The sequence below is a fragment of the Saccharothrix sp. NPDC042600 genome (assembly GCF_040647305.1).
Taxonomy (GTDB): Bacteria; Actinomycetota; Actinomycetes; order Mycobacteriales; family Pseudonocardiaceae; genus Actinosynnema; species Actinosynnema mutabilis.
Window position 1 is genome coordinate 1 of the sequence record NZ_JBEZBW010000124.1, and the last position, 22,390, is coordinate 22,390.

Below are 22,390 nucleotides of genomic sequence, written 5' to 3' on the forward strand. Positions count from 1 at the left end.
CTGCGCTCGCCCGTGCCGCGCCGGCGGGCGCGGGCGGCGCGGGCGCGGGCAAGCCGGCGCGGCACGGGCGGGCGCAGGCGGGCGCGGGCGGGCGGGGGTCAGGTGCGGCGGGCGGTGGTGAAGCGGGGGCGGCCGGACAGGTCCTTGTGGTCTTCCACGTCGGTCAGCACGCGGCGGGCCGACAGCAGGGCCGGGACCGTCTCGCCGTGCGTGTCGTCGTGTTCGATGGCCACGTGGCCGCCCGGCTTGAGCAGGCGGGCCGCCAGCGCCACCACCGGGCGGATGACGTCCAGGCCGTCGTCACCGCCGAAGACCGCCGCGTGCGGGTCGTGGTCGGCGACCTCCGGTTGGACCGGGGTGCCCTCGGGGACGTACGGCGGGTTGCAGACCACCAGGTCCACCGTCCCGTCCAGATCGGACAGGACGTCCGGCGCCGTCACGTCGCCCGCGTGCAGCACGATCGGGGTGTCGCCGGCCTCGCGGCGCGCGTCGGCGTTGCGGCGGGCCCAGGCCAGCGCGGCCGGGTCGCGTTCGACCGCGTGCACGGTCGCGCCCGGCAGGTGGTGCGCCAACGCCAGGGCCAGCGCGCCCGAACCGGTGCAGAGGTCCACCACCAGCGGCGACTTGTCCACTTTGGACAAGCACCAGACCAGCACCAGCTCCGTCTCCGGGCGCGGGATGAACACCCCGGGGCCGACGTCCAGGTCCAGGCCGCCCAGGTGCGCCCACCCGGTCAGGTGCTGCAACGGGATGCGCTTCACCCGCTTGCGCACCAACTGGTGCAGCGCCTCGACCACCGGCGGGTCCACCAGCGGGATCAGCGGCAGCCGGGAGCGGTCCACGCCCAGGACGTGGGCCGCCAGGAGTTCCGCGTCCACGCGCGGGCTGTCGACGCCCGCCGCGGCCAGCATTCGTTCTGCTTCCAGCACGGCCAGCCGCAGCGGGTGTCGGGTCATGGGACCAGAGCCTAGAACTAGAAGTTGATCATGTGACCGGCCAGGCCGTGGATGGCCTCCTTGACGGCCTCGCCCAGCGTCGGGTGCGCGTGGACGTTGCGGGCCACCTCGTGCACGGTCAGGTCCCACTGCTGGGCCAGGGTCAGCTCCGGCAGCAACTCCGTCACGTCCGGCCCGATCAGGTGACCGCCGAGCAGTTCGCCGTACTTGGCGTCGCTGATCAGCTTCACGAACCCGGCCGAGTCGCCGATGCCGTGCGCCTTGCCGTTCGCGGTGAACGGGAACTTCGCCACCTGCACGTCGAAGCCCTTCTCGCGGGCCTGCGCCTCGGTGTAGCCGAAGCTCGCGATCTGCGGCTGGCAGTAGGTCGCGCGCGGGATCATCACGAAGTCCAGCTCCTGGGTCTCCGCGCCGGCGATGGTCTCAGCCGCGATGATGCCCATGGACTCGGCCGCGTGCGCCAGCATCAGCTTCGCGGTGACGTCGCCGATGGCGTAGATGTGCGGCACGTTCGTCCTACCGCGACCGTCCACGGCGATAGCGCCGCGCTCGGTGAGCTGCACACCCGTGTTCTCCAGGCCGTAGCCCTCGACCCGCGGCTGGAAGCCGATGGCCTGCATGACCTTGTCGGCCTCCAGGACCTCGCTGGAGCCGGCCTTCGACACGGTGACGCGGACCTTGTCGCCGGAGTCGTCGATGCCCTCGACCTTGGTGCCGACGCGGACGTCGATGCCCAGGCGCTTGTACCGCTTGGCCAGCTCCGTGGACACCTCCACGTCCTCCAGCGGCACCATGCGGTCGAGGAACTCGACGATCGTGACCTTCACGCCGTAGTTGTGCAGCACGTACGCGAACTCGACGCCGATGGCGCCCGCGCCCGCGATGATGATGCTCCCCGGCAGGTCCGACGACAGGATCTGCTCTTCGTAGGTCACGACGCGCTCGGACAGCTTGGTGCCCGGCAGCAGCCGGGTCTGCGCGCCGGCGGCGATGATCGCGTGGCTGAAGGTGACGGTCTCGTCACCCACCTTGATGGTGTTGGCGTCCACGAACGTGCCACGGCCGTTGTACTCCGTGATGCCGTTCTTCTTCATCAGGAAGTGCACGCCCTTGACGCGCCCGTCCGCGACCTTGCGCGAGCGGTCGAACGCCGCGCCGTAGTCGAACTTCACGGTGCCGTCGACCTGGATGCCGTAGGTCTTCTGCTCGTGGGTGAACAGGTGCGCCAGCTCGGCGTTGCGCAGCAGCGCCTTCGACGGGATGCAGCCCACGTTCAGGCAGACCCCGCCCCAGTAACGCTCCTCGATGACCGCGGTCTTCAACCCGAGCTGGGCCGCGCGGATCGCGGCGACGTACCCGCCTGGCCCAGCACCGAGGACCACGACGTCAAAGTGTGCGCTCATGAGCGACACATTAGGTGCCCAGTTGGCCCGACAAGAACTCGATGGCGCGACGCCACGCGTCCGCGCGGGCGGCGGCCGTGGCGCCCGGCGAGCCGCCCATCTCGAACAGCACGCCGGGACCCGGGACCAGCAGGTCGGTGGTCGGCCGGTGCGGCGGGCCCGCGATCAGGTGTCCTGCCTCGGGGTACACCACGTGCTCGTACGGGAACGGGTGGTCGTGCTCGGCGAGGCGGCGTTCGGCGACGGCGCTCAGCTCCACGCACGGCCAGCTCTGGTCGCGCCCGGATGAGAGGAGCAACACACCCCCGTTGATGCGCTCGACGGGGATCTCGGCGTCCTCGGGGATGCCGTCGGTCAGGTCGAACGCGAGCTTGAGCGGCACCGGGTCGCCGTCCACGATCCGGCGGCGCATCTCGTCCGGGACCGTGTAGGGCAGGTACGGCAGCGGGCGGCCCTCGCGCGTCCAGGACGCGGCCTCGAAGCCCAACTTCTCCAACAGCCTGGTCCCGGGTCCGATGCCCTGCGTGACCACCCCGCTGCCCACGACGCTGACGACCGCGCCGACCTGCGGGAACGTGGCGCCGACGAGAAGTGCCAGCTCACCACCGCGCGACCCGCCGACAACACCGATCCGGCGGTCGCCCAGGTAGGTGATGGCCGTGCCGACGTACTCCAGCGGGATGTCGACCAGGTCGTCCGGCAGGCCGTCGGCGCCGAAGTAGGCCAGGGCGAGGGCCGCGAAGCCGTAGCGGGCCAGCAGCGCCGCGTCGTCCTCGTGCAGCCCGCCCTCGGAACCGCCCAGGACGATGACGCCGGGGTGCACCTCGCCGTCGTCGGGCTCGAACAGGACGCCGACCAGGCCGTTCTCGGTCACCTCGGTGCGCCGCAGCCCCTTGGGCACGCGCAGGCGCTCCACCTCGACCTTGCCGACACCGTCGACCTCGACCAGCGCGGGACCGCGTTCGTCGCCCGTCGGGGTCATCGACCAGAACAACCCCATCGGGTCCACGCCGTCGTAGTCGCCCTCGACGGGCGCGTGCCGGGTCAGGTCCACCACGCCGCGCTCGTCCGCCCGGAACACCGCCTCCGACGCCCGGTCGCCGGTCGTGGCGCGCACGGTCGTCACGGCGTCGGGTTCCAGGCCGACGACCTTGATCTCCAACGGGGTGTCGAGGGGGGCGCTCTGCGGGGTCACCAGGATTTCCGCCATCGTGCGCCTCCCGTCGCGTCACCCGCCGGCGAGCCGTTCCGCCCGATCGGCCGCCGCCAGCGCGTCCAGCACCGCGTCGAGGTCGCCGTCGAGCACTTGATCCAGGTTATGCGCTTTGTACCCAACGCGGTGGTCGGAGATGCGGGATTCGGGGAAGTTGTAGGTCCGCACCCGTTCGGAGCGGTCCACCGTGCGGATCTGGGCGCGGCGCGAGTCCGACGCCTCCTGCTGCGCCCGCTCCTCGGCCAGCGCCTGCAGGCGGGCCTGGAGGACCTGCATCGCGCGCGCCTTGTTCTGCAACTGGCTGCGCTCGTTCTGGCAGGACACGACGATGCCGGTCGGGAGGTGGGTGATCCGCACCGCCGAGTCGGTCGTGTTGACGCTCTGCCCGCCCTTGCCCGACGAGCGGAACACGTCCACGCGCAGGTCGTTCTCGTCGATCTCGATCTCGACGTCCTCGGTCTCCGGGAAGACCAGGACGCCGGCGGCGCTGGTGTGGATGCGGCCCTGGCTCTCGGTGACCGGCACGCGCTGCACGCGGTGCACGCCGCCCTCGTACTTCAGCCGCGACCACACGCCGTCCGGCGAGTCGCCGCGGGACTTGATGGCGACCGTGACGTCCTTGAAACCGCCCAGGTCGGAGTCGGTGCCGTCGAGCACCTCGGCCTTCCAGCCGTGGCGCTCGGCGTAGCGCAGGTACATGCGCAGCAGGTCGCCCGCGAACAGCGCGGACTCCTCGCCGCCCTCGCCGGACTTGATCTCCATGACCACGTCGGCGGAGTCGTGCGGGTCGCGCGGGAGCAGCAGCTCGGTAAGGCGCTCCTCCAGCTGGGGGATGCGCGCGGCCAGCTCGTCCACCTCGTCGGCGAACGCCGGGTCCTCGGCGGCCAGTTCCCTCGCGGCCTCCAGGTCGCTGCGGACCTGCTCCAGCTCGCGGGCGGTGCGCACGACGGGGGTCAGCTCGGCGTAGCGCTTGCCGAGCTTGCGGGCGCCGGCCTGGTCGGCGTGCACCGAGGGGTCGGCGAGCTTCGCCTCCAGCTCGGCGTGCTCGGCGAGCAGGGCTTCCAGGGTCACGGCGCGTCCTTAGAGGTGGTGTGGATACGACAACGGCGTCCACCCGCGGCACGGGTGGACGCCGTTGTGGGTGCTACTTGGCGCGCTTGCCGTAGCGGGCCTCGAAGCGCGCGACCCGGCCACCGGTGTCGAGGATCTTCTGCTTGCCGGTGTAGAACGGGTGGCAGTTCGAGCAGACCTCGACGTGGATGGCACCGGAGGTCTTGGTGCTGCGCGTGGTGAACGTGTTGCCACAGCCGCAGGTGACCTCGGTCGTCACGTACTCGGGGTGGATGCCGGTCTTCAACGTCTTGTCCCTCTCTTCGGTGGCCGCCGGGTCCTCGCTGGTATCAGGTGAGGTGAACCGGAGCCGGACTCGACCTGACAGTCTGCCAGATGCCGTCTGCGGTCGTTGCAACGCGTTCCGGGCCCGGGATGTTCCCGTGTCGGAGGTCACTACCGCTTGCCGACCGTAGCCGACCATTCGGCGCAGGGGGTAACCGTTTGACCACTCGGGTGGCACCTGGCCGTGTTGCGCGCTCCACACTGTGCGCGTGTTCTGCGCAACCGGACGCCCGTTGGGTGTGGCCGCCTGGCTGACCATGCCGTTCCTCTTCGTCAGCGCCGTCCTGGGGCTGACAGGCGTGGCCGGTCTCGTCTCGGGAGCGACCCGGGACGTCGGGCTGTCCGTGGCGCTCTTCGGCGCCGCGGTGGCGGTCCTGGTGGCCGGTGGCGGGATGGTCGCGTGGCGCAGCCGCCGGCAGCGGCTCGTGCTGCGGTGGGGCTACCCGGCCGCCGTGCTGGCCCTGGGGATCGGCGTGGACGGGGTCCGGGTGCCCGTGGTGGCGGTGGTCGTCGTGGGCGTGCCGGTGCTGTTGTTCCTGGTCGGGCAGTACGTGGTGGAGCGCCGCCGCACCGCCGCGGCCGGCGACGAGTCGTTCGCGTCCTCCGGCTACGGGTGTCGCTGACCACCGGTCACGGGTGCCGGCGGTCACAGGCAGCGGTCACGGGCAGCGGTCACGGGCAGCGGTCACGGGCAGCGGTCACGGGCAGCGGTCACGGGCAGCGGCCGGCGGTCACGGGTGCGGCCGGTCGGCGTCGGGCAGCCATTGGCGGCCGTAGCGGGCCAGGTCGTAGCGGTCGGTGATGCCGGTCTTGCGGCGGACCTCCTGCAGGTAGGTCTCGAAGGTCCGCTTGCCGCACGCCATCCGGGCGGCCATCGCCTCGTTCGTGGCCGGGAAGTCGGCCGCCAGCCGCAGCAGCGCCTCGAACTCGCGGCGGGTCAGGCCCGCGGGGAACTCCCGCCGGTGCACCGCGCCGCCCCGCTCGGGCAGCGCCAGGGCCAGTTCCACCAGGTCGTCCAGGGGTGACTTCGCGCCCGCCGCGGTCCGCTGCTCCCAGCCGGCTCGGCCCAGGCGGGAGACGCAGAGGTCCACGACGCCCTGTTGCAGCCGCAGGTTCGGGGTCAGGCCCGTGACGGCGGTCGAGATCGCCCGCTGGTGCGCCCACGCGCCGCCGAGCAGGTGGGCGGCGGTCGCGTGCTCGCCGCGGGTGCCGGCGGCCAGGGCCATCAGCCACAGCGTCCACGGCGGCCCCCACCGGTCGCCCATGTCGTGCTGCGCCCGCAGCGTGGTCTTCAGCAGGACCAGCGCGCCGTCGGGGTCCCCGTCGCAGGCGAAGGTGACCAGGGCCAGCAGCCAGCGGGCCCAGGACGCCGCCCACGGCGCGCCGGCGGCCAGGGTGTCCGCCAGGTGGTCCTCCGCCAGCCGACGGGCGTCGGGGTGGCGGTAGTAGGCGGCGGCGAACCCGGCGAACAGGTTGCGCATGTGGCGGCGGCCCGGGTGCGGTTCGGCGGCGGCCAGGCGGCGCAGGAGGTCGATCGAGCCGGCGGCGACGGCCGGGTCCGGCTCGGCGATCCACAGGGCGGTCGCCTCGGCCCACTCCACGGCCTGGGCGGCGCGGGCCGTGCCCACGTCCCCCGGCGGGAGCCGGCGCAGCAGCGCGTGGCACCGGTCCAGGACCGGGCGGGCGGTGGCGAGGCCCTCGCCCTGGATGAGCGCGGCGAACGCGCCCCCGGCCATGCACTCGACCACGCCGGGCAGCAGCTGGTCGCCCAGCGCGTCCAGGCACATCGTCATCAGCCGGCGCAGCTCGCCCAGCGTGCCCATGAGCGTGTTCGCGCGGCTGTCGGAGAGGTCCACCAGCAGCCGCAGCGCCCGCTCCCCCTGCCCGCCGGCGACCAGGGTCGTCACGGCGGTGCGGATGTTCGGCATCGCGGCGTCCAGGGCGCGCAACAGCGGGACCTCGTCGGGCGCGTAGCAGCGGTCCGCGACCCGGGCCACCACCGCGGCGTGGTGGTCGGCGTGCGCGACCCGCGCCCGCGCGGCCAGCTCCGGGTCCGCGTGCAGGCCGAACGCCCGGACGGTGGGCAGCATCCGCCACCGGCTGCGCCCGTCCAGCTCGGTGTGGATGAGCACCGAGTGGTCCACCAGCGTCTCCAGCACGGCCTCCACCCCGCGGGGGTCGCCGACCAGCTCGGCCATGTGCCGCACGGCGTCCAGGTCGGCCGCGCCGGTGAACACGCTCAGCACCACCCACAGCCGCCGGGCCGGCTGGTCCAGCAGCTGGTGGGTGAGCTGCATGGACGCCCGGAGCGTGCGGTGGTGCCACTGGTCGACCTCCGGCAGCCGGCCCTGCGCCAGCAGCGCCAGGTCCTCCCGCAGGCCGTGCAGCAGCTCCGCCCACGTCTTGTGCCGGCGCAGCGCCGCCACCATCTCGATCGCGTGCGGCACGCCCTCCAGCAGCGCGCACACCTCCCGCGCGGACGGCTCGTGCTCGGGCAGCAGCGGCTTGCCCTTGGCGGCCAGGCGGTCGCGCAGCAGGACCAGGGCGTCGGGCTCCTCACCGCCGACGGACACGTGCGGCAGCGGCTCCAGGTCCACCACCTGCTCGCCGCCGACGCCCAGCGGCAACCGGCTCGTGGCCAGCACCCGCACGCCCTCCGCCGCCCGCAGCAGCAGGCGGACCAGCTGCGGCAGCGGGCCGGGCCGATCCGGGTCCTCGTGCCCCACCAGGTGCTCGCAGTTGTCGAGCACCAGGAGCAGGCGCTTGTCCCGCAGGTGGTCGGTGAGCAGGGTCGTGGCGGGGCTGCCGCCGTTGTCCACCAGGTCCAGCGCGCGGGCCAGTTCCCCGGCCACCCCGGCGCCGCGCACGTCGACGAGGGGCACCTGGACGACGCCGTCGGCGAAGTCGCCCTCCACCACGCCGGCGACGTGCTCGGCGAACCGGGTCTTGCCGATGCCGGCCGCGCCCTTGACGGTGACCAGCCGGCGCGTCCGGAGCAGGTCGCGCACCGCGGCCGTCTCGACCCTGCGGCCGACGAAGGTGCTGAGCCCGGCGGGTAACACGCACGCCCTCCACGTCAGGGTCACATCCGAGCACGGACAGTACAAGGCGGGGACCGGCAGGCCACGGGAGGGACCGCGGAGCCGCGCGTTGAGCCGAACCGGGCGGTCCTCCGTAGCGCTACGGAGTCGCCGCGTGGTCGGGTGCGTGGAACGGCGCGGCGCCACGGTGATGCGGACGGTGGTCGGCCGGCTACCGTCGAACGCGGGGGGCACCGGCCATGCGGGGGGCAGGCCGAGTCGCGGCGGGAGGCCCGGACCCCCAGTGCGGACCTCCCGTCGCGGCACCCCAGCCGCCAGAACGCCGAACGGCCCGCCCCTCGCGTGAGGGGCGGGCCGTTCGGGTCCGGGCTCGGGTCAGTCGTTGTCCGCGCCCGGGGTGGTCTTGGCGACCTGCATCAGGAACTCGATGTTCGTCCGGCTCTTGCGCAGCCGGTCGAGCAGGAGGTCGATCGCCTGCTGGCCGTCCAGGGCGTGCAGCACCCGGCGGAGCTTGTGCATGACCGCCATCTCGTCCGGCGAGAGGAGCAGCTCCTCCTTGCGGGTGCCGGAGGCGTCCACGTCCACGGCCGGGAAGGTCCGCTTGTCGGCGATCTTCCGGTCCAGCTTCAGCTCGGCGTTGCCGGTGCCCTTGAACTCCTCGAAGATCACGCTGTCACCGGCCGAACCGGTCTCCACCAGCGCGGTCGCGATGACGGTCAGCGAGCCGCCGCCCTCGATGTTGCGGGCCGCGCCGAGGAAGCGCTTCGGCGGGTACAGCGCCGTCGAGTCGACACCACCGGACAGGATCCGGCCGGACGCCGGGGCCGCCAGGTTGTAGGCGCGACCCAGGCGGGTGATCGAGTCGAGCAGCACGACCACGTCGTGACCCATCTCGACCAGGCGCTTGGCCCGCTCGATGGCCAGCTCCGAGATCGTGGTGTGGTCCGACGGCGGGCGGTCGAAGGTCGAGGCGATGACCTCGCCCTTCACCGACCGCTGCATGTCGGTGACCTCTTCCGGGCGCTCGTCCACGAGGACCACCATCAGGTGGCACTCGGGGTTGTTCTTCGTGATCGCGTTGGCGATCGACTGGAGCACCGAGGTCTTGCCGGCCTTCGGCGGGGACACGATGAGCGCGCGCTGGCCCTTGCCGATCGGCATCACCAGGTCGATGACGCGGGTCGTCAGGATGTGCGGCTCGGTCTCCAGCCGCAGGCGCTCGTTCGGGTACAGCGGCGTGAGCTTGGTGAAGTCGGGGCGGTTGCGCGACTCCTCCGGGTCCAGGCCGTTGATCTTGTCCACGCGCACCAGCGGGTTGAACTTCTGCCGCTGCTGCTCGCCGTCGCGCGGCTGGCGGACGGCGCCGATGATCGCGTCACCGCGGCGCAGGCCGTACTTGCGCACCAGCGACAGCGACACGTAGACGTCGTTCGGCCCGGCCAGGTAGCCCGACGTGCGGACGAACGCGTAGTTCTCCAGCACGTCGAGGATGCCCGCGACGGGGAGCAGGACGTCGTCCTCGCGCACCTCGGTGTCGGTGCCGCCACCGGCGCCGTCACCGCGGCCACCGCGACGGCGGCGGTCGCGGAAGCGCCGGCCGCGCCGACCGCCTTCCTCGTCACCGTCGTCCTCGACGGCGTTGCCGCCGCCCTGCCGGTTGCGGTCCCGGTCGCGGTTGTCGCCCCGGTCACGGTCACGGTCGCGGTCCCGGTCGCGGTCCCGGCGGTTGCCGCGGTCGCCACGCTCACCGCGGTCACCACGCTCGCCGCGCTCGGACCGGTCGCCGCGCTCGCCGCGGTCGCCACGCTCCTGGCGCTGCTCACGGGGCTGCTCGGCGCGGTCGGCCTGGGGGCGCTGCTCCTGCTGCGGGCGCTCCTGGGTCTGCGCCGGGGCCTCCGCGGCGGGAGCGGCGGCGGGCTGCTGCTGCGCCTCCGGGCTGCCCGCCGGGCGGTTGGCGGACCGGCGGCGGCGGTTGCCGCGGCGGCCACCCTCCTCCTCGGCGGGGCGGTCGGCCACGTCGAGCTGCTGCTGAGTCGGCGGGGCGACCGGCTGCTCGGCGGCGGGCTTGTCGGCGGCGGGCGTCTCGGGCGCGGGAGCGGAAGCCGCGGCCTTCGGGGCCGAAGCCTTCTTCTCGGCCTTCGGCGGCGTCGCGGCACTGCCCCGACCGGAGGTGCCGCCCTGACGCTCCTTGATGGCCGCGATGAGGTCGCCCTTGCGGAGACCGGCCGTGCCGGTGATGCCGAGCTGACCGGCGAGCTCACGCAGCTCGGCGAGCACCATGCCGGACAGGCCCGCCCGCTTGCGCGGCGGGGCGCTGCCGTTCGAAGGGGTGGTCAGAGCGTTCTCCTCGGCTCCGGAACTGGCAGCGGCGTTGGGAGCAGCAGGAGCTTCGCTGCTCAGCACATCAGTGTTGCTCACACATGTCCTTCCTGACCGGACCGCGCCTCCTACGCGGCCCAGCGGACCTGCCGTCCGACGGAATGCGGATCGACAGTAACGCCGGCGTGCAGGCGGACCTCGGAGCGCACGAATGCGGAGTCCACCGGTACGAGGCGTTCTCGGTCACACGGCGAGCGGGTGCCTTCCAGCGCCAACCCCGCCCGTACGGCACAGGGCCAAGTCACTGGAGGAATGCGATCCGGAGCGAATGTCCGGGCACCACACCGGCGCCCGTGCGCGCGGTGACTGATGGCCCCGAGGGTAGACGCCGGTCCGGCCAGGTGCAACAACCGGGGCGCGGCGCGTCGCATCACTCAACCGAGTGGCGCAACGCGCACTCCCCCGCCGTCGACCGGGACGTGCAGCGGGGTGAAGCCCGCGAGGTCGATCGAGTCGGGCAGTTTGCCGTCCTCGGGCAGGGCCAGCACGGTCGGCCCGGCCCCGGACACCGCCGCCGGCACTCCGGCTTCCCGAAGCGCCCTGACCAGCGCGAACGTGGCCGGCCAGGCCGGTTCGCGGTACGGCTCGTGCAGCCGGTCGTCCAGGGCGTCCAGCAGCAGGGAGGGGTCGGCGGTGAGGGCGTGGACGGCCAGCGCGGACCGCCCGGCGGCGAACGCGGCGTCGGCGTGCGGCACCGTCGCGGGCAGCAGGCCGCGGGTCGTCTTGGTGGACGACTCGACCGCCGGCACCAGGACCACGGGCCGCAGCGCGGGGTGCGCTTCGAGACGCACCGCGCGGAACCGGTCACCCTGCGTCCACGCGACGGCGACGCCGCCGAACATCGCCGCCGCCGCGTTGTCGGCGTGGCCCTCGAACTCGGCGGCGAGTTGCAACGCGGTTGTGTCCAACTCGTGCCCGGCCAGCGCGTATCCGGCCGCGATGCCCGCCACGACGGCCGCCGAGGACGAGCCGAGGCCGCGCGCGTGCGGGATGGCGTTCCGGCACCGCAGCACCAGCCCCGGAACGTTCACCGAGCGCAGTGAACAGGCGGCCCGGAAGGCCCGGACCACCAGGTGCGACTCGTCGCCGGGGACGCTGCCCGCGCCCTCGCCGGTCACCTCGACCGCCAGCCCGGCCGGCACGACCTCGAACTCCACCTCGTCGTGGAGGCCGAGGGCCATGCCGAGCGCGTCGAACCCCGAGCCGAGGTTCGCCGTGGACGCCGGGACGGTGACGCGGACGCCGGTCACGACAGTTCCAGCGCGGTGGCGACCGCGCCGGGGTCCACCGGGACCGGCTCGACCTCGGCCATGCCGAGCAGCGCCGTGTCCGGGTCCTTCAGGCCGTGGCCGGTGACCGTGCAGACCACCAGCGAGCCCCCGGGCAGGCGGCCGTCGGCGGCGGTGGCCAGCAGGCCCGCCACGCTGGTCGCCGACGCCGGCTCCACGAAGATGCCGTCGCGGGAGGCCAGCAGCCGGTAGGCCTCCAGGATCTTCTCGTCGGTCACGGCCTCGAACAAGCCGCCGGACTGCTCCTTGGCGGTGACCGCGCCGGTCCAGGAGGCCGGGCTGCCCACGCGGATGGCGGTGGCGATGGTCTCCGGGTCGGCGACCGGCTGCCCCAGCACCAGCGGGGCCGCGCCGGCGGCCTGGAAGCCGAACATGCGCGGGGTCGAGCCCACCACGCCGTCGGTCGCGTAGTCGGAGTAGCCGCGCCAGTACGCGGTGATGTTGCCGGCGTTGCCGACCGGCAGGCAGTGCACGTCCGGGGCGCGGCCCAGGACGTCGCAGATCTCCCAGGCGGCGGTCTTCTGGCCGATCAGCCGGACCGGGTTGACCGAGTTGACCAGGGTGATCGGGTACTCGGCGGAGGTCTTGGCGGCCAGTTCGAGGCAGTCGTCGAAGTTGCCGTCGATCTGGAGGATGCGCGCGCCGTGCGCGACCGCCTGGGCGAGCTTGCCCAGCGCGATCTTGCCGCGCGGCACCAGGACGGCCGCGGTGAGCCCGGCCTTGGCGGCGTAGGCGGCGGCGCTGGCGGAGGTGTTGCCGGTCGAGGCGCAGATCACGGCCTTGGTGCCGCTCGCGAGGGCGTGCGTCATGGCCACGGTCATGCCGCGGTCCTTGAACGAGCCGGTCGGGTTCGCGCCCTCGACCTTGATGTGGACCTGGCAGCCGGTCACCTCGGACAGGTACTCCGAGTGCACCAGCGGCGTGCCGCCTTCGTGGAGGGTGACGACCTCGGCGCCCTCCGGGAGCTGGATCCGGTCCGCGTAGGCGTGGATGATCCCCGGCCACCCGGGCCGCGCTGCTGTCCGATTGTCGGCTCCGCCGACGGTCGCCTGGGCTGTCACGATTCTTCGCCTTCCACCCGCATAACGCTGACCACTTCCCGAACCACGGGCAGTCCGCCGATTTTGTCCACGGTCGACCGCAGTGCCGCGTCGGTCGCGGCGTGGGTCACGATCACCAGGCTGGCGTCGTCGACCCGCCCCTCCTGCCGCACCGCCGCGATGCTCACGTCGTGCTCCGCGAACACCGCCGCCACCTGCGACAACACACCTGGCCGGTCGGCCACGTCGAGGCTGATGTGGTACCTGGTGGGCGTCTGGCCCATCGGCCGCACGGGCAGGGCCGCGTACGCCGACTCGCGCGGGCCGCGCCCGCTGACCACCCGGTTGCGGGCCACCGCGACCAGGTCGCCGAGCACCGCGCTGGCCGTGGGCGCGCCACCCGCGCCCTTGCCGTAGAACATCATCTCGCCCGCCGCGTCGGCCTCCACGAAGACCGCGTTGAACGCGCCGTTCACGCCCGCGAGCGGGTGGGTCCTCGGGATCATGGCCGGGTGGACGCGCACCGAGATGTATTCGGAAGCGTTCGCGGTGTTGGATTGGTCGGCTCCGCCTCCGGAGACCCGTTCGCAGATCGCGAGCAGCTTGACGGTCCGGCCCAGGCCCTTGGCGGCGGCGATGTCGGCCGCGCTGACCTGCGCGATGCCCTCGCGGTGCACGTCGGCGGCGGTGACCCGGGTGTGGAAGGCCAGCGACGCGAGGATCGCGGCCTTGGACGCGGCGTCGAAGCCGTCCACGTCGGCGGTCGGGTCGGCCTCCGCGTAACCCAGCCGGGTGGCCTCCTCCAGCGTCTCGCCGTAGCTCGCCCCGGTGGAGTCCATGCCCGACAGGATGAAGTTCGTGGTGCCGTTGACGATGCCCATCACGCGCGTGATGCGGTCGCCGGCCAGCGACTCGCGCAGCGGCCGGATCAGCGGGATGGCGCCCGCGACGGCGGCCTCGAAGTACAGGTCCGCGCCGGTCGAGTCGGCGGCCTCGAACAGCTCGCCGGAGTGCTCGGCGAGCAGCGCCTTGTTGGCGGTGACCACGGACTTGCCCGACCGCAGCGCCTGGAGCAGCAGGGTCCGGGTCGGCTCGATGCCGCCGATGACCTCGACCACGACGTCCACGTCGGACTCGACCAGCGCCTGCGCGTCGGTGGTCAGCAGCTCGGCGGGCACCTCGCGGTGCTTGTTGGGCCGGCGCACCGCGATGCCCGTGAGTTCGACCGGCGCGCCGACCCGCGCGGTGAGGTCCGCCGCGTGGTCGGTCAGGAGCCGGACCACCTCGGTGCCGACCGTGCCGCAGCCCAACAGCGCGACTTTGATCGGTTTCTGGCCAGGCACGTCATACCTCCAGGCGGAACAGGTCTTCCTCGGTCTCCCGGCGCAGCAGCAGCCGCGAGGCGCCGTCGGCCACCGCGGCGAGCGCGGGCCGGGGCAGGCGGTTGTAGCCGCTGGCCATCGAGTAGCAGTAGGCCCCGGTCGCCGCGACCGCGATGAGGTCGCCGGGCGCCAGGTCGTCGGGCAGCCAGCAGTCGCGCACCACGACGTCGCCGGACTCGCAGTGCTTGCCCACCACGCGGCACAGCACGGCCTTCGAGTCGGGCTCGGCCTTGCGCGACACCAGCTTGCAGTCGTACACGGCGTCGTACAGGGCGGTGCGGATGTTGTCGCTCATGCCGCCGTCGACGCTGACGTACCGGCGGATCGCGCCGGCGTCGAGCTGGACGTCCTTGATGGTGCCGACCTCGTACACGGTGACCGTGCCGGGGCCGACGATCGCGCGGCCGGGTTCGACGGCGATCTTGGGCGCGGGCAGGCCGGCGTGCGCGCACTCCTTGCCCACGATGTCCTGCAGCTGGCGGGCCAGCTCGGCGGGCGGCGGCGGGTCGTCGTCCGGGGTGTAGGCGATGCCCAGGCCGCCACCGAGATCCACAGTGGACACCTGGTCCAGGACGCCGTCGCCGTGCTCGTCGCGCAACTCGGCCAGCAGGCCGATCACGCGGCGGGCCGCGACCTCGAAGCCGCTGGCGTCGAAGATCTGCGAGCCGATGTGGCTGTGCAGGCCGATCAGCCGGAGCCCCTCGGCCTTGAGCACGCGCCGCGCGGCCTCGGCGGCGTCGCCGGAGGACAGCGAGAACCCGAACTTCTGGTCCTCGTGGGCGGTCGCGATGAACTCGTGGGTGTGCGCCTCGACGCCGACCGTCACGCGGATCATCACCGGCTGCACGACGCCGCGCTCGCGGGCGACCTGGTCCAGCCGGGCGATCTCGTAGAACGAGTCGAGCACCACCGCGCCGACGCCCGCCGCCACGGCGGCTTCCAGCTCGGCGACGGACTTGTTGTTGCCGTGCAACGCGATCCGCTCGGCCGGGAAGTCGGCGCGCAGCGCGATGGCCAGCTCGCCGCCGCTGCACACGTCGATGCTCAGGCCCTCCTCGGCGACCCACCGGGCCACCGCGACGGACAGGAACGCCTTGGACGCGTAGTGCACCTGCGTCGGGTCGCCGAACGCCTCGGCGTGGTCGCGGCAGCGGGACCGGAAGTCCTGCTCGTCCATCACGAACAGCGGCGTGCCGTGCTCCTGCGCCAGGGCGCGCACGTCCACGCCGCCGAACCGGACCGCGCCGTCCTCACCGCGTTCGGCGTTGCGCGGCCACACGTGCGGGTGGAGCCGGTCGAGCTCCTCCGGGGTGGCCGGGCGGTTGCCGGCGGTGTTGGACGGGACGAGGACGTCGGCGTGCCGGGGACCGGCGGGGTGCGCCCTCATCACATCTGCTCCGGGGCGCTCACGCCCAGCAGGCCGAGGCCGTTGCGGAACACCTGACGGGTCGCCGCGCACAGCGACAGCCGCGCCCGGTGCAGGTCGGCGGTCTCCTCGTCGCCGCGCGGCAGCACCCGGCAGTGCTCGTAGAACCGGTGGTAGGTGCCCGCGAGCTCCTCCAGGTAGCGCGCGATCCGGTGCGGCTCGCGCAGCTCGCCGGCCGTGGCCACGACCCGCGGGAACTCGCCGATCGTGCGGATGAGGTCGCCCTCGCGGTCGTGCTGGAGCAGCTCGTACTGGTCGCTCTGCGTGACACCGAGGTCGGCGGCGTTGCGCAGCAGCGAGGACAGGCGCGCGTGCGCGTACTGGACGTAGAAGACCGGGTTCTCGTTCGAGCGCTTGCGCAGCAGGTCGAGGTCGATGTCCAGGGAGGAGTCCACCGAGGACCGCGACATGGCGTAGCGGGCGGCGTCCACGCCCACCGCGTCCACCAGGTCCTGCATGGTGATGACGGTGCCCGCGCGCTTGCTCATCCGCACCGGCTTGCCGTCGCTGACCAGGTTCACCATCTGGCCGATGAGGACCTCGACGGTCTTCGGGTCGTCGCCCAGCGCCGCCGCGGCGGCCTTCAGGCGGCCGACGTAGCCGTGGTGGTCCGCGCCGAGCATGTAGATGCACAGGTCGAAGCCGCGCGACCGCTTGTCCAGGAAGTACGCGATGTCGCCGGCGATGTAGGCCGGGTCGCCGTCGCGCTTGATGACCACGCGGTCCTTGTCGTCGCCGTACTCGGTGGACCGCAGCCACCAGGCGCCGTCCTCGAAGTACAGGCCGCCGGAGGTCTTGAGCTGCTCGATCGCCTTGGCGACCGCGCCCGACTCGTGCAGCGAGTTCTCGTGGAAGAACACGTCGAAGTCGGTGCCGAAGTCGTGCAGGTCGCGCTTGATCTCGTCGAACATCAGGTTCACGCCGACGCGCCGGAAGACCTCGTGCGAGTCCTCGGCGGTGAGCGCGGTGGGCTCCCGCTTGAGCACCTCGGCGGCGATGTCGGAGATGTAGCCGCCCGCGTACCCGTCCTCGGGGGCCGGCTCGCCCTTGGCGGCGGCGATCAGGGACCGCACGAACCGGTCGATCTGCGCGCCGGCGTCGTTGAAGTAGTACTCGCGGGTCACGTCGCCGCCGTTGGCCGCGAGGATGCGGCCCAGCGCGTCGCCGACCGCCGCCCACCGGGTCCCGCCCAGGTGGATCGGGCCGGTCGGGTTCGCCGACACGAACTCCAGGTTGATCTTGATCCCGGTCAGCCCGTCGCCCCGGCCGTAGGCGTCACCGGCCGTGAGCACGTCGCGCACGATGCCGCCCTGGGCGTCGGCGGCGAGGCGCAGGTTGAGGAAGCCGGGGCCGGCGACCTCCGCCGACGCGACGGCGTCGGTGCCCGCGAGCGCCTCGGCGAGCCATCCGGCCAGGTCACGGGGCTGCACCCCGGCCTTCTTGGCGGTGACGAGGGCCACGTTGGTGGCGTAGTCGCCGTGCTCGGGGTTGCGGGGTCGCTCGATGGTCACCGCGGCGGGGAGGACGGCGGGGTCGAGGCCGCGGGTGGACAGCACGTCCACGGCCGTCGCACGGACCAGGTCAGCGAGCGCAGCGGGAGTCACCCGTCAAGTCTAGGGAAACGTTCGCGCAGGTCTCGACCGGGATGGGCGTCCCGAGGATTGGGAGTGACGCAGGTCCCGCAAGTGTTAACGAACACCCCTGGTGACCGGCAGTTGACGGTGATCCGACACGGTGTCCCTACACTGGCCCGCGGCATGGGCGTATGACGACGGACCTGAGGCGGACATGACCAGCGGCAAGAAGACGAAGGCCGCGCGCTCCAGCGTGGCGGCGGCGCGGTCCTCGGTGGTGGCGAAGAAGCCGAAGCCGTGGGGCACCATCATCGCGGTGATCGCCGTGCTGGCGCTGGCGGGCACCGTGTTCGGGTATGCCTACTCGCAGATCTCCGAGAAGAACCGGCAGGAAGCCGCGCTGGCCAAGTGGCAGCCCTCGGAGGAGAACAAGGACCCGTCCGACCAGATCCAGGGCGTGGTGAAGAAGGAGTACCCGGCCGGCAAGCACGTGCAGCCGACGCAGCGGGTCGCCTACGACCAGTCCCCGCCCTTCGGCGGTCCGCACGACGGCGCGTGGGCGAACTGCACGGGTGTCGTCTACGCCAAGCCGGTGCGCACGGAGAACATGGTCCACGCGCTGGAGCACGGCGCCGTGTGGATCGCCTACAACCCGGACCAGGTCTCCGGTGAGGCGCTGGACAAGCTGAAGGCCAAGGCCGACGGCCAGCAGTACACGATGCTGTCGCCGTACCCGGGCCTGGACAAGCCGGTGTCGCTGCAGTCGTGGGGCCACCAGCTCAAGGTCGAGAGCGTGGACGACGAGCGCGTCGACCAGTTCATCAAGTCCCTGCGCCGCAACCAGTACACCTACCCGGAGATCGGCGCGGCGTGCGACTCGCCGACCTTCGACATCGACAACCCGCCGCCGTTCGTGGCGGAGAAGCCGGGCGCGGACGCGGTCCCGATGGACGGCGGCACCACCGACCCGACCGAGAACCCGACCGCCGCGCCCACGACCCAGCCGAGCAGCTGACGTTGACCGCGGCCGAGCAGTCCCGTCCCGGCACCGCCACCAGGGCCCTCGTGGCCGCGGTGGCGGTGCTGGCGGTGCTCCTGCTGGGGGCCGCCGTGGGCCTGCTCATCCGGTTGCCGGGGTCGGACAACGCGTCGGTCCCGGCCAAGGACTCGGTGGACGTGGGCTTCTCGCAGGACATGGCCGTGCACCACGTCCAGGGCATCACCATGGCCAACACGGCCCGGGACAAGACGACCGACCGGGCCATCCGCCAGCTGGCGTTCGACATCGAGTCCACCCAGCTGGAGCAGGTCGGGCGGATGAAGGGCTGGCTGACCCTGTGGGGGATGCCGGAGCAGAGTCCCGACGGAACGCACATGAAGTGGATGGCCACGGCGTCCCACCACTCGGCGGGCACGACGTCGGCGGCCGGCAAGGCGGGGCTGATGCCCGGCATGGCCTCGTCGGAGGAGCTGGCCAGGTTGCGCTCGCTGTCGGGGACCGAGTTCGACGTGTACTTCCTGCAGCTCATGCTGCGCCACCACCAGGGTGGGGCGCCGATGGCCGAATACGCGGCCTCCCATGCCGGGCAGAACGTCGTGCGCACTCTCGCGGACAACATGCTGAAGTCGCAGTCCAGTGAGAGCGAGTACATGAAGCAGTTGCTGACCGAGCGGGGCGCTGCTCCTTTGCAGTAGTGCGGCTGCGGGCCGCGCGAGGCTCGACCGTGGAAGGTCGGCGCGCGGCTGGATCGGCGCACGGCTGGGTTCACGCGCGGCTGGGTTCACGCGCGGCTGGGTTCACGCGCGGCTGGGTTCACGCGCGGCTGGGTTCACGCGCGGCTGGGTTCACGCGCGGCTGGTCGCTGGACGCGGCGCGGCCAGCGGCTCGGGCGGCGCGTGTTTGGCTTGTGCGGCTGTCGTGTCCCCCTCGCCCCCCGCCACCCGGGTCGAGCCCGCCAGAGCCCCTGCGCAATGGTGAGGATTCCACATATTGTCACGTTGCGTGACCGCAACAATCGTAGAAAATCCATCGAACGACATTCCTTCACCCCACTGGCCGAGCGATTGCACGCCCGAAGTGGGTAAACTGCCGCGCAACCTGGAATCAAAGCTGGGCAACGGGAATGCCTCTACCGGACCGCGGACCCCACCACGACGCCGCGCCGCACCCCTCGACGCCGGATCCCACCCCCGATCCGTCGCGCGCACGGGACCTGCTGGCGCGCAAGTGGGCGTACCTGCTCAGCACCGCGGTCGTCGTGCAGCACACCAAGTCCGAGCTGGACGCCGAGCTGGCGGGCCGCCTCGACGCCCTCTGCTCCGGCCTGCTCGCCGAACCGTTCGACCCGACCCCGCTGGAGGCGCTCGGCGAGGAGTTCGTCGCGCTCGGGCACATGACCGAGGACGGGTTGCGGTGCACCACCGAAGTCCTCGGGCACGGGCTGCTCAAACTCCCCGACTTCCAGCCGCTCGACCGCTACGCCGACCGGGTGGCGGTCGGTCTCGGGGCATTCGCCACCGGATTCCTCGCGGCCAGTCGGCGGGCCGTGTTCGACCAACAAGAAGCATTGCGGCTTTCCCTGCTCAAAGCCGTTCGGGACGCCAAGTGGCGACTCCAGGAAAGCGAAGCGCGATTCGACGAAGTCGTCACGTCGTCCTCCAGCGGCGTGCTCATCGTCGGCCTCGACGGCACCCTGCTGCGCGCCAACGCCGCGGTCGGCGAGATCCTCGGGTACACGCCCGCCGAACTGGCCGACCTGACCCTGTTCGACCTGGTCGACGCCGACTCCGCGGACGCCCTGCGGGAGACCATGGACGAGCTGCTGCTGGGCGGCCCGGACCGGATCCGCCAGTCCCAGCGGCTGCTGCGCAAGGACGGTGACGTCGCCCGGATCACCCTCACCACGTCCCTGCTGCCCGGCGCGGAACCCGGTGGCGGCCACTTCGTGACCGTGGTCGAGGACGGCACCGAGCTGATGCTCCTGCAGGGCGAGCTGAACCGGCAGGCGCTGCACGACGTCCTGACCGGCCTCCCCAACCGCCAGTACTTCACCACCCACCTCGAAGCGGCGCTGCGGCGCGCCGACCCCGTGCACGGCGTCACGCTGCTGCACCTGGACCTCGACGCGTTCGGCATGATCTGCAACAGCCTCGGCGGACGCGCCGGCGAACGGCTGCTCGTGCACGTCGCCCAGCGGCTCAAGAGCGTGCTCGCGCGGGAGAAGGCCATGATCGCGCGGTTCGAGGGCGACGAGTTCGGCGTCCTCGTGGAGAACACCGCGAGCACGCCCGAGGTGGCGCGGATCGTCGCCGACATCAACGCCGAGCTGGCCGAGCCGCTGTTCGTGGACGGGCACGGCATCGCGGTGTCCGCGAGCACCGGCGTGGTGTTCCGGCCGCCGCACGACACCGAGGCCGCGGAGCTGCTGCGGTCCGCCGACCAGGCGCTGCGGCGGGCCAAGGCGGGTCGGCGCGGGCAGTGGGAGCTGTTCCACCCGGCGCGCGACCTCGCCGACCGGCGGGCGCAGGCGCTGGCCGCGGGCATGCCGGGCGCGTGGGAGCAGGGCGAGGTGTCCGTGCGGTACCGGCCGGTGGTGGCGCTGTCCGGCGGGGTCGTCGGGCTGGACGCCGTGCTGCGCTGGGACCGCGAGCAGCCGCTGGAGCACGACGCGTGCGTGGAGCTGGCCGAGCAGACCGGCCTGGTGCTGCCGCTGGGCGAGTGGCTGCTGCGCACGGCCGCCGACCAGGCCCGGTGGTGGCGGGACGCGTCGCTGACCGTGGGCCTGAGCGCCGTGCAGTCCGGGGACGCGGAGCTGGAGGCGCGGGTCGTGCGGGTGCTGGAGGGCACCGGGCTGCGGCCGGACCGGCTCGTGGTCGGGATGCCGGTGGGCGTGCTGTCGGTGTCGGACGCGGCGGAGAACCTGACCGTGCTCGCGGACATGGGCGTCGGCACGGCGCTGTACGACTTCGGCCTCGGGCCGGACGACCTCGCGGCGGCGGAGGCGTTGCGGGTGCGGCGGGTCCGGGTGGCGCGGCGGCTGGCGGACCGGCGGGTGCCGTACGTGGCGGCGCTGGTCGCGGCGGCGCGGGAGACCGGCGCGGTCGTGGAGGTGGACGGCGTGCGCACGGCCGAGCAGGCGCGGTGGTGGCGGGAGGCGGGCGCGTTCGCGGCGTGCGGCCCGCACTTCGGCGACGCCGTGCCGGCGGCGGACGCGGTGGCGCACTTCCGGTGAACGCGGTCGCGGTGGCGGACTTCCGGTGATTTCGGTTGCGGTGGCTTGGTAGCGTGGCGGCGTGAACTTCTTCTTCCGAGGCTGACACGACCGTCGACGGGTCGAGGGCGCTTCCCCCTCGTCGACGATGCGGGGCGGCAACGACACCGCCCCGGGTCGTGACGCGGAAGAAGATCTGTGGTGATCTCTCCTTTTCCGGCTTCGGCCGGTGTTGACGCGCGTCCTGGCACCCCTTCGCCGACGTGAGGGCCGTGCGCCTGCTGGCGCGCACGGTGCGGGGCGTGGAAGCGGTCGCCGCGCGGGAAGTCGCGGGGGTCGGGGTCGTGGAGTCGTCGGGGCACCGCGAGGTGTGGTTCTCGGCGGTGCCCGGTCCGGCGGTGCTCGGGCTGCGGTGCGTGGACGACGTGTTCCTGGTGGCGGCCGTCGTGGACGGGATCGGGCGGGCGCGGGCCGACCTGCGCTCGCTGGCCGGGGCGATGGCCTCGGTGGACGTGTGGGAGGTGGTGCGCACGTTGGCCGATTTCGGCGCGGAGCGCTTTTGGTCCACTGTGGATGTTTCGGCTTCTTTCCTGGGACGGCGGAACTTCACGCGGTACGACGTGGAGGACGCCGTCGGAGAGCCGGTGGCGGCGGCGCTCGGGGTGCCGTACCACGGGCGACGTGGTGGGCGGGTGCCGCCGGCGGGTGGGTTGTCGTGGCGGGTGACCCTGGCCGGGGACCGGGCGGTGGTGGGGTTGCGGATCGCCGCGCAACCCCTGCACCGCAGGGGTTATCGGCGGGTGTCGCGGCCGGGGGCGCTGCACCCGCCGGTGGCGGCGGCGATGCTGCGCCTGGCGGGCCTTCCCGCGCGGACCGGCGCGGCGGGTTGGCGGGTGGTGGACCCGTTCTGCGGGACGGGCACCATCGCGATCGAGGCCGCCCACCTCCACGCCGCCGCACTCGGGGTGGACATCGACCCAGCCGCCATCGCCGCCGCCACCGCCAACACACCGCCCGCCCCCCCCCCCCCCCCCCCCCCCGCCCGGGGCCCACCCGCCGCCCCCCCCCCCCCCCCCCCCCC

The 22,390-nt window shown here is 72.9% G+C and carries 17 protein-coding genes; 5 read left to right on the forward strand and 12 right to left on the reverse strand.

The features are described from left to right. Window positions 1-98 precede the first annotated feature (98 nt). The 5 genes from prmC to rpmE all read right to left on the reverse strand — a co-directional run bounded on the left by prmC (window position 99) and on the right by rpmE (window position 4,929). Window positions 99-956: a peptide chain release factor N(5)-glutamine methyltransferase gene (prmC, locus tag AB0A74_RS38120; RefSeq protein ID WP_358257404.1), complete on the reverse strand. Its 858-nt coding sequence runs from the start codon at window positions 954-956 to the stop codon at window positions 99-101. 17 nt (window positions 957-973) lie between these two features. Beyond that, window positions 974-2,359, reverse strand: a complete 1,386-nt coding sequence (lpdA, locus tag AB0A74_RS38125; protein ID WP_358257406.1) for a dihydrolipoyl dehydrogenase — start codon at window positions 2,357-2,359, stop codon at window positions 974-976. Between the two features lie 10 nt (window positions 2,360-2,369). Beyond that, window positions 2,370-3,569: an acyl-CoA thioester hydrolase/BAAT C-terminal domain-containing protein gene (locus tag AB0A74_RS38130; RefSeq protein ID WP_358257408.1), complete on the reverse strand. Its 1,200-nt coding sequence runs from the start codon at window positions 3,567-3,569 to the stop codon at window positions 2,370-2,372. An 18-nt stretch (window positions 3,570-3,587) separates the two neighbouring features. After that, complete coding sequence (gene prfA, locus AB0A74_RS38135) at window positions 3,588-4,643, reverse strand: peptide chain release factor 1 (protein ID WP_358257409.1); 1,056 nt, start codon at window positions 4,641-4,643, stop codon at window positions 3,588-3,590. A 73-nt stretch (window positions 4,644-4,716) separates the two neighbouring features. After that, window positions 4,717-4,929, reverse strand: a complete 213-nt coding sequence (gene rpmE / locus AB0A74_RS38140; protein ID WP_121225998.1) for a 50S ribosomal protein L31 — start codon at window positions 4,927-4,929, stop codon at window positions 4,717-4,719. A gap of 247 nt (window positions 4,930-5,176) precedes the next feature. Between rpmE and AB0A74_RS38145 the strand changes: the two genes are divergently transcribed. After that, window positions 5,177-5,590, forward strand: coding sequence for a hypothetical protein (locus AB0A74_RS38145; RefSeq protein WP_358257411.1), 414 nt, complete (start codon window positions 5,177-5,179; stop codon window positions 5,588-5,590). Window positions 5,591-5,698: 108 nt separating this feature from the next. Here the strand turns inward: AB0A74_RS38145 and AB0A74_RS38150 are convergent, their stop codons facing one another. From AB0A74_RS38150 to argS, 7 genes are all read right to left on the reverse strand, one after another. Further along, window positions 5,699-8,029 carry a hypothetical protein gene (locus AB0A74_RS38150; RefSeq protein WP_358257412.1) on the reverse strand — a complete coding sequence of 777 codons (2,331 nt, stop codon included), beginning with the start codon at window positions 8,027-8,029 and terminating at the stop codon, window positions 5,699-5,701. 354 nt (window positions 8,030-8,383) lie between these two features. Next, on the reverse strand, window positions 8,384-10,426 hold the full coding sequence (rho, locus tag AB0A74_RS38155; RefSeq protein ID WP_358257414.1) for a transcription termination factor Rho: 2,043 nt from the start codon (window positions 10,424-10,426) through the stop codon (window positions 8,384-8,386). Between the two features lie 335 nt (window positions 10,427-10,761). After that, window positions 10,762-11,637: a homoserine kinase gene (thrB, locus tag AB0A74_RS38160; RefSeq protein WP_358257416.1), complete on the reverse strand. Its 876-nt coding sequence runs from the start codon at window positions 11,635-11,637 to the stop codon at window positions 10,762-10,764. After that, on the reverse strand, window positions 11,634-12,737 hold the full coding sequence (gene thrC, locus AB0A74_RS38165; RefSeq protein ID WP_358257418.1) for a threonine synthase: 1,104 nt from the start codon (window positions 12,735-12,737) through the stop codon (window positions 11,634-11,636). The genes thrB and thrC overlap by 4 nt, the downstream gene beginning before the upstream one ends. After that, window positions 12,734-14,059 carry a homoserine dehydrogenase gene (locus AB0A74_RS38170; protein ID WP_358257420.1) on the reverse strand — a complete coding sequence of 442 codons (1,326 nt, stop codon included), beginning with the start codon at window positions 14,057-14,059 and terminating at the stop codon, window positions 12,734-12,736. Before AB0A74_RS38170 ends, thrC begins: the two co-directional genes overlap by 4 nt. Before the next feature lies 1 nt (window position 14,060). Continuing rightward, window positions 14,061-15,485 (reverse strand): diaminopimelate decarboxylase, encoded by a 1,425-nt coding sequence (lysA, locus tag AB0A74_RS38175; protein ID WP_358257422.1) that lies wholly within the window; start codon window positions 15,483-15,485, stop codon window positions 14,061-14,063. Continuing rightward, entirely contained in the window at window positions 15,485-17,128 is a 1,644-nt protein-coding gene (gene argS, locus AB0A74_RS38180; protein WP_358257424.1) for an arginine--tRNA ligase, read from the reverse strand. Before argS ends, lysA begins: the two co-directional genes overlap by 1 nt. A gap of 184 nt (window positions 17,129-17,312) precedes the next feature. On the opposite strand from argS, the gene AB0A74_RS38185 reads away from it, so the two are divergent. The 4 genes from AB0A74_RS38185 to AB0A74_RS38200 form a co-directional block, all read left to right on the forward strand. Beyond that, window positions 17,313-18,113, forward strand: coding sequence for a DUF3105 domain-containing protein (locus AB0A74_RS38185; protein WP_358257426.1), 801 nt, complete (start codon window positions 17,313-17,315; stop codon window positions 18,111-18,113). 2 nt (window positions 18,114-18,115) lie between these two features. Continuing rightward, window positions 18,116-18,793, forward strand: coding sequence for a DUF305 domain-containing protein (locus AB0A74_RS38190; RefSeq protein ID WP_358257428.1), 678 nt, complete (start codon window positions 18,116-18,118; stop codon window positions 18,791-18,793). Between the two features lie 428 nt (window positions 18,794-19,221). Continuing rightward, entirely contained in the window at window positions 19,222-21,330 is a 2,109-nt protein-coding gene (locus AB0A74_RS38195) for a diguanylate cyclase (protein WP_358257430.1), read from the forward strand. Between the two features lie 242 nt (window positions 21,331-21,572). Further along, on the forward strand, window positions 21,573-22,390 hold an 818-nt coding region (locus AB0A74_RS38200; RefSeq protein WP_358257432.1), incomplete at its 3' end, for a 50S ribosomal protein L11 methyltransferase.

What these genes read in the sequence shown, in the direction of transcription:
- AB0A74_RS38185 (WP_358257426.1), top strand. Translation starts at nt 17,313, where the DNA reads ATGACCAGCGGCAAGAAGACGAAGGCCGCGCGCTCCAGCGTGGCGGCG.
- prmC (WP_358257404.1), bottom strand. Translation starts at nt 956, where the DNA reads ATGACCCGACACCCGCTGCGGCTGGCCGTGCTGGAAGCAGAACGAATG.
- lysA (WP_358257422.1), bottom strand. Translation starts at nt 15,485, where the DNA reads ATGAGGGCGCACCCCGCCGGTCCCCGGCACGCCGACGTCCTCGTCCCG.
- AB0A74_RS38130 (WP_358257408.1), bottom strand. Translation starts at nt 3,569, where the DNA reads ATGGCGGAAATCCTGGTGACCCCGCAGAGCGCCCCCCTCGACACCCCG.
- lpdA (WP_358257406.1), bottom strand. Translation starts at nt 2,359, where the DNA reads ATGAGCGCACACTTTGACGTCGTGGTCCTCGGTGCTGGGCCAGGCGGG.
- AB0A74_RS38195 (WP_358257430.1), top strand. Translation starts at nt 19,222, where the DNA reads ATGCCTCTACCGGACCGCGGACCCCACCACGACGCCGCGCCGCACCCC.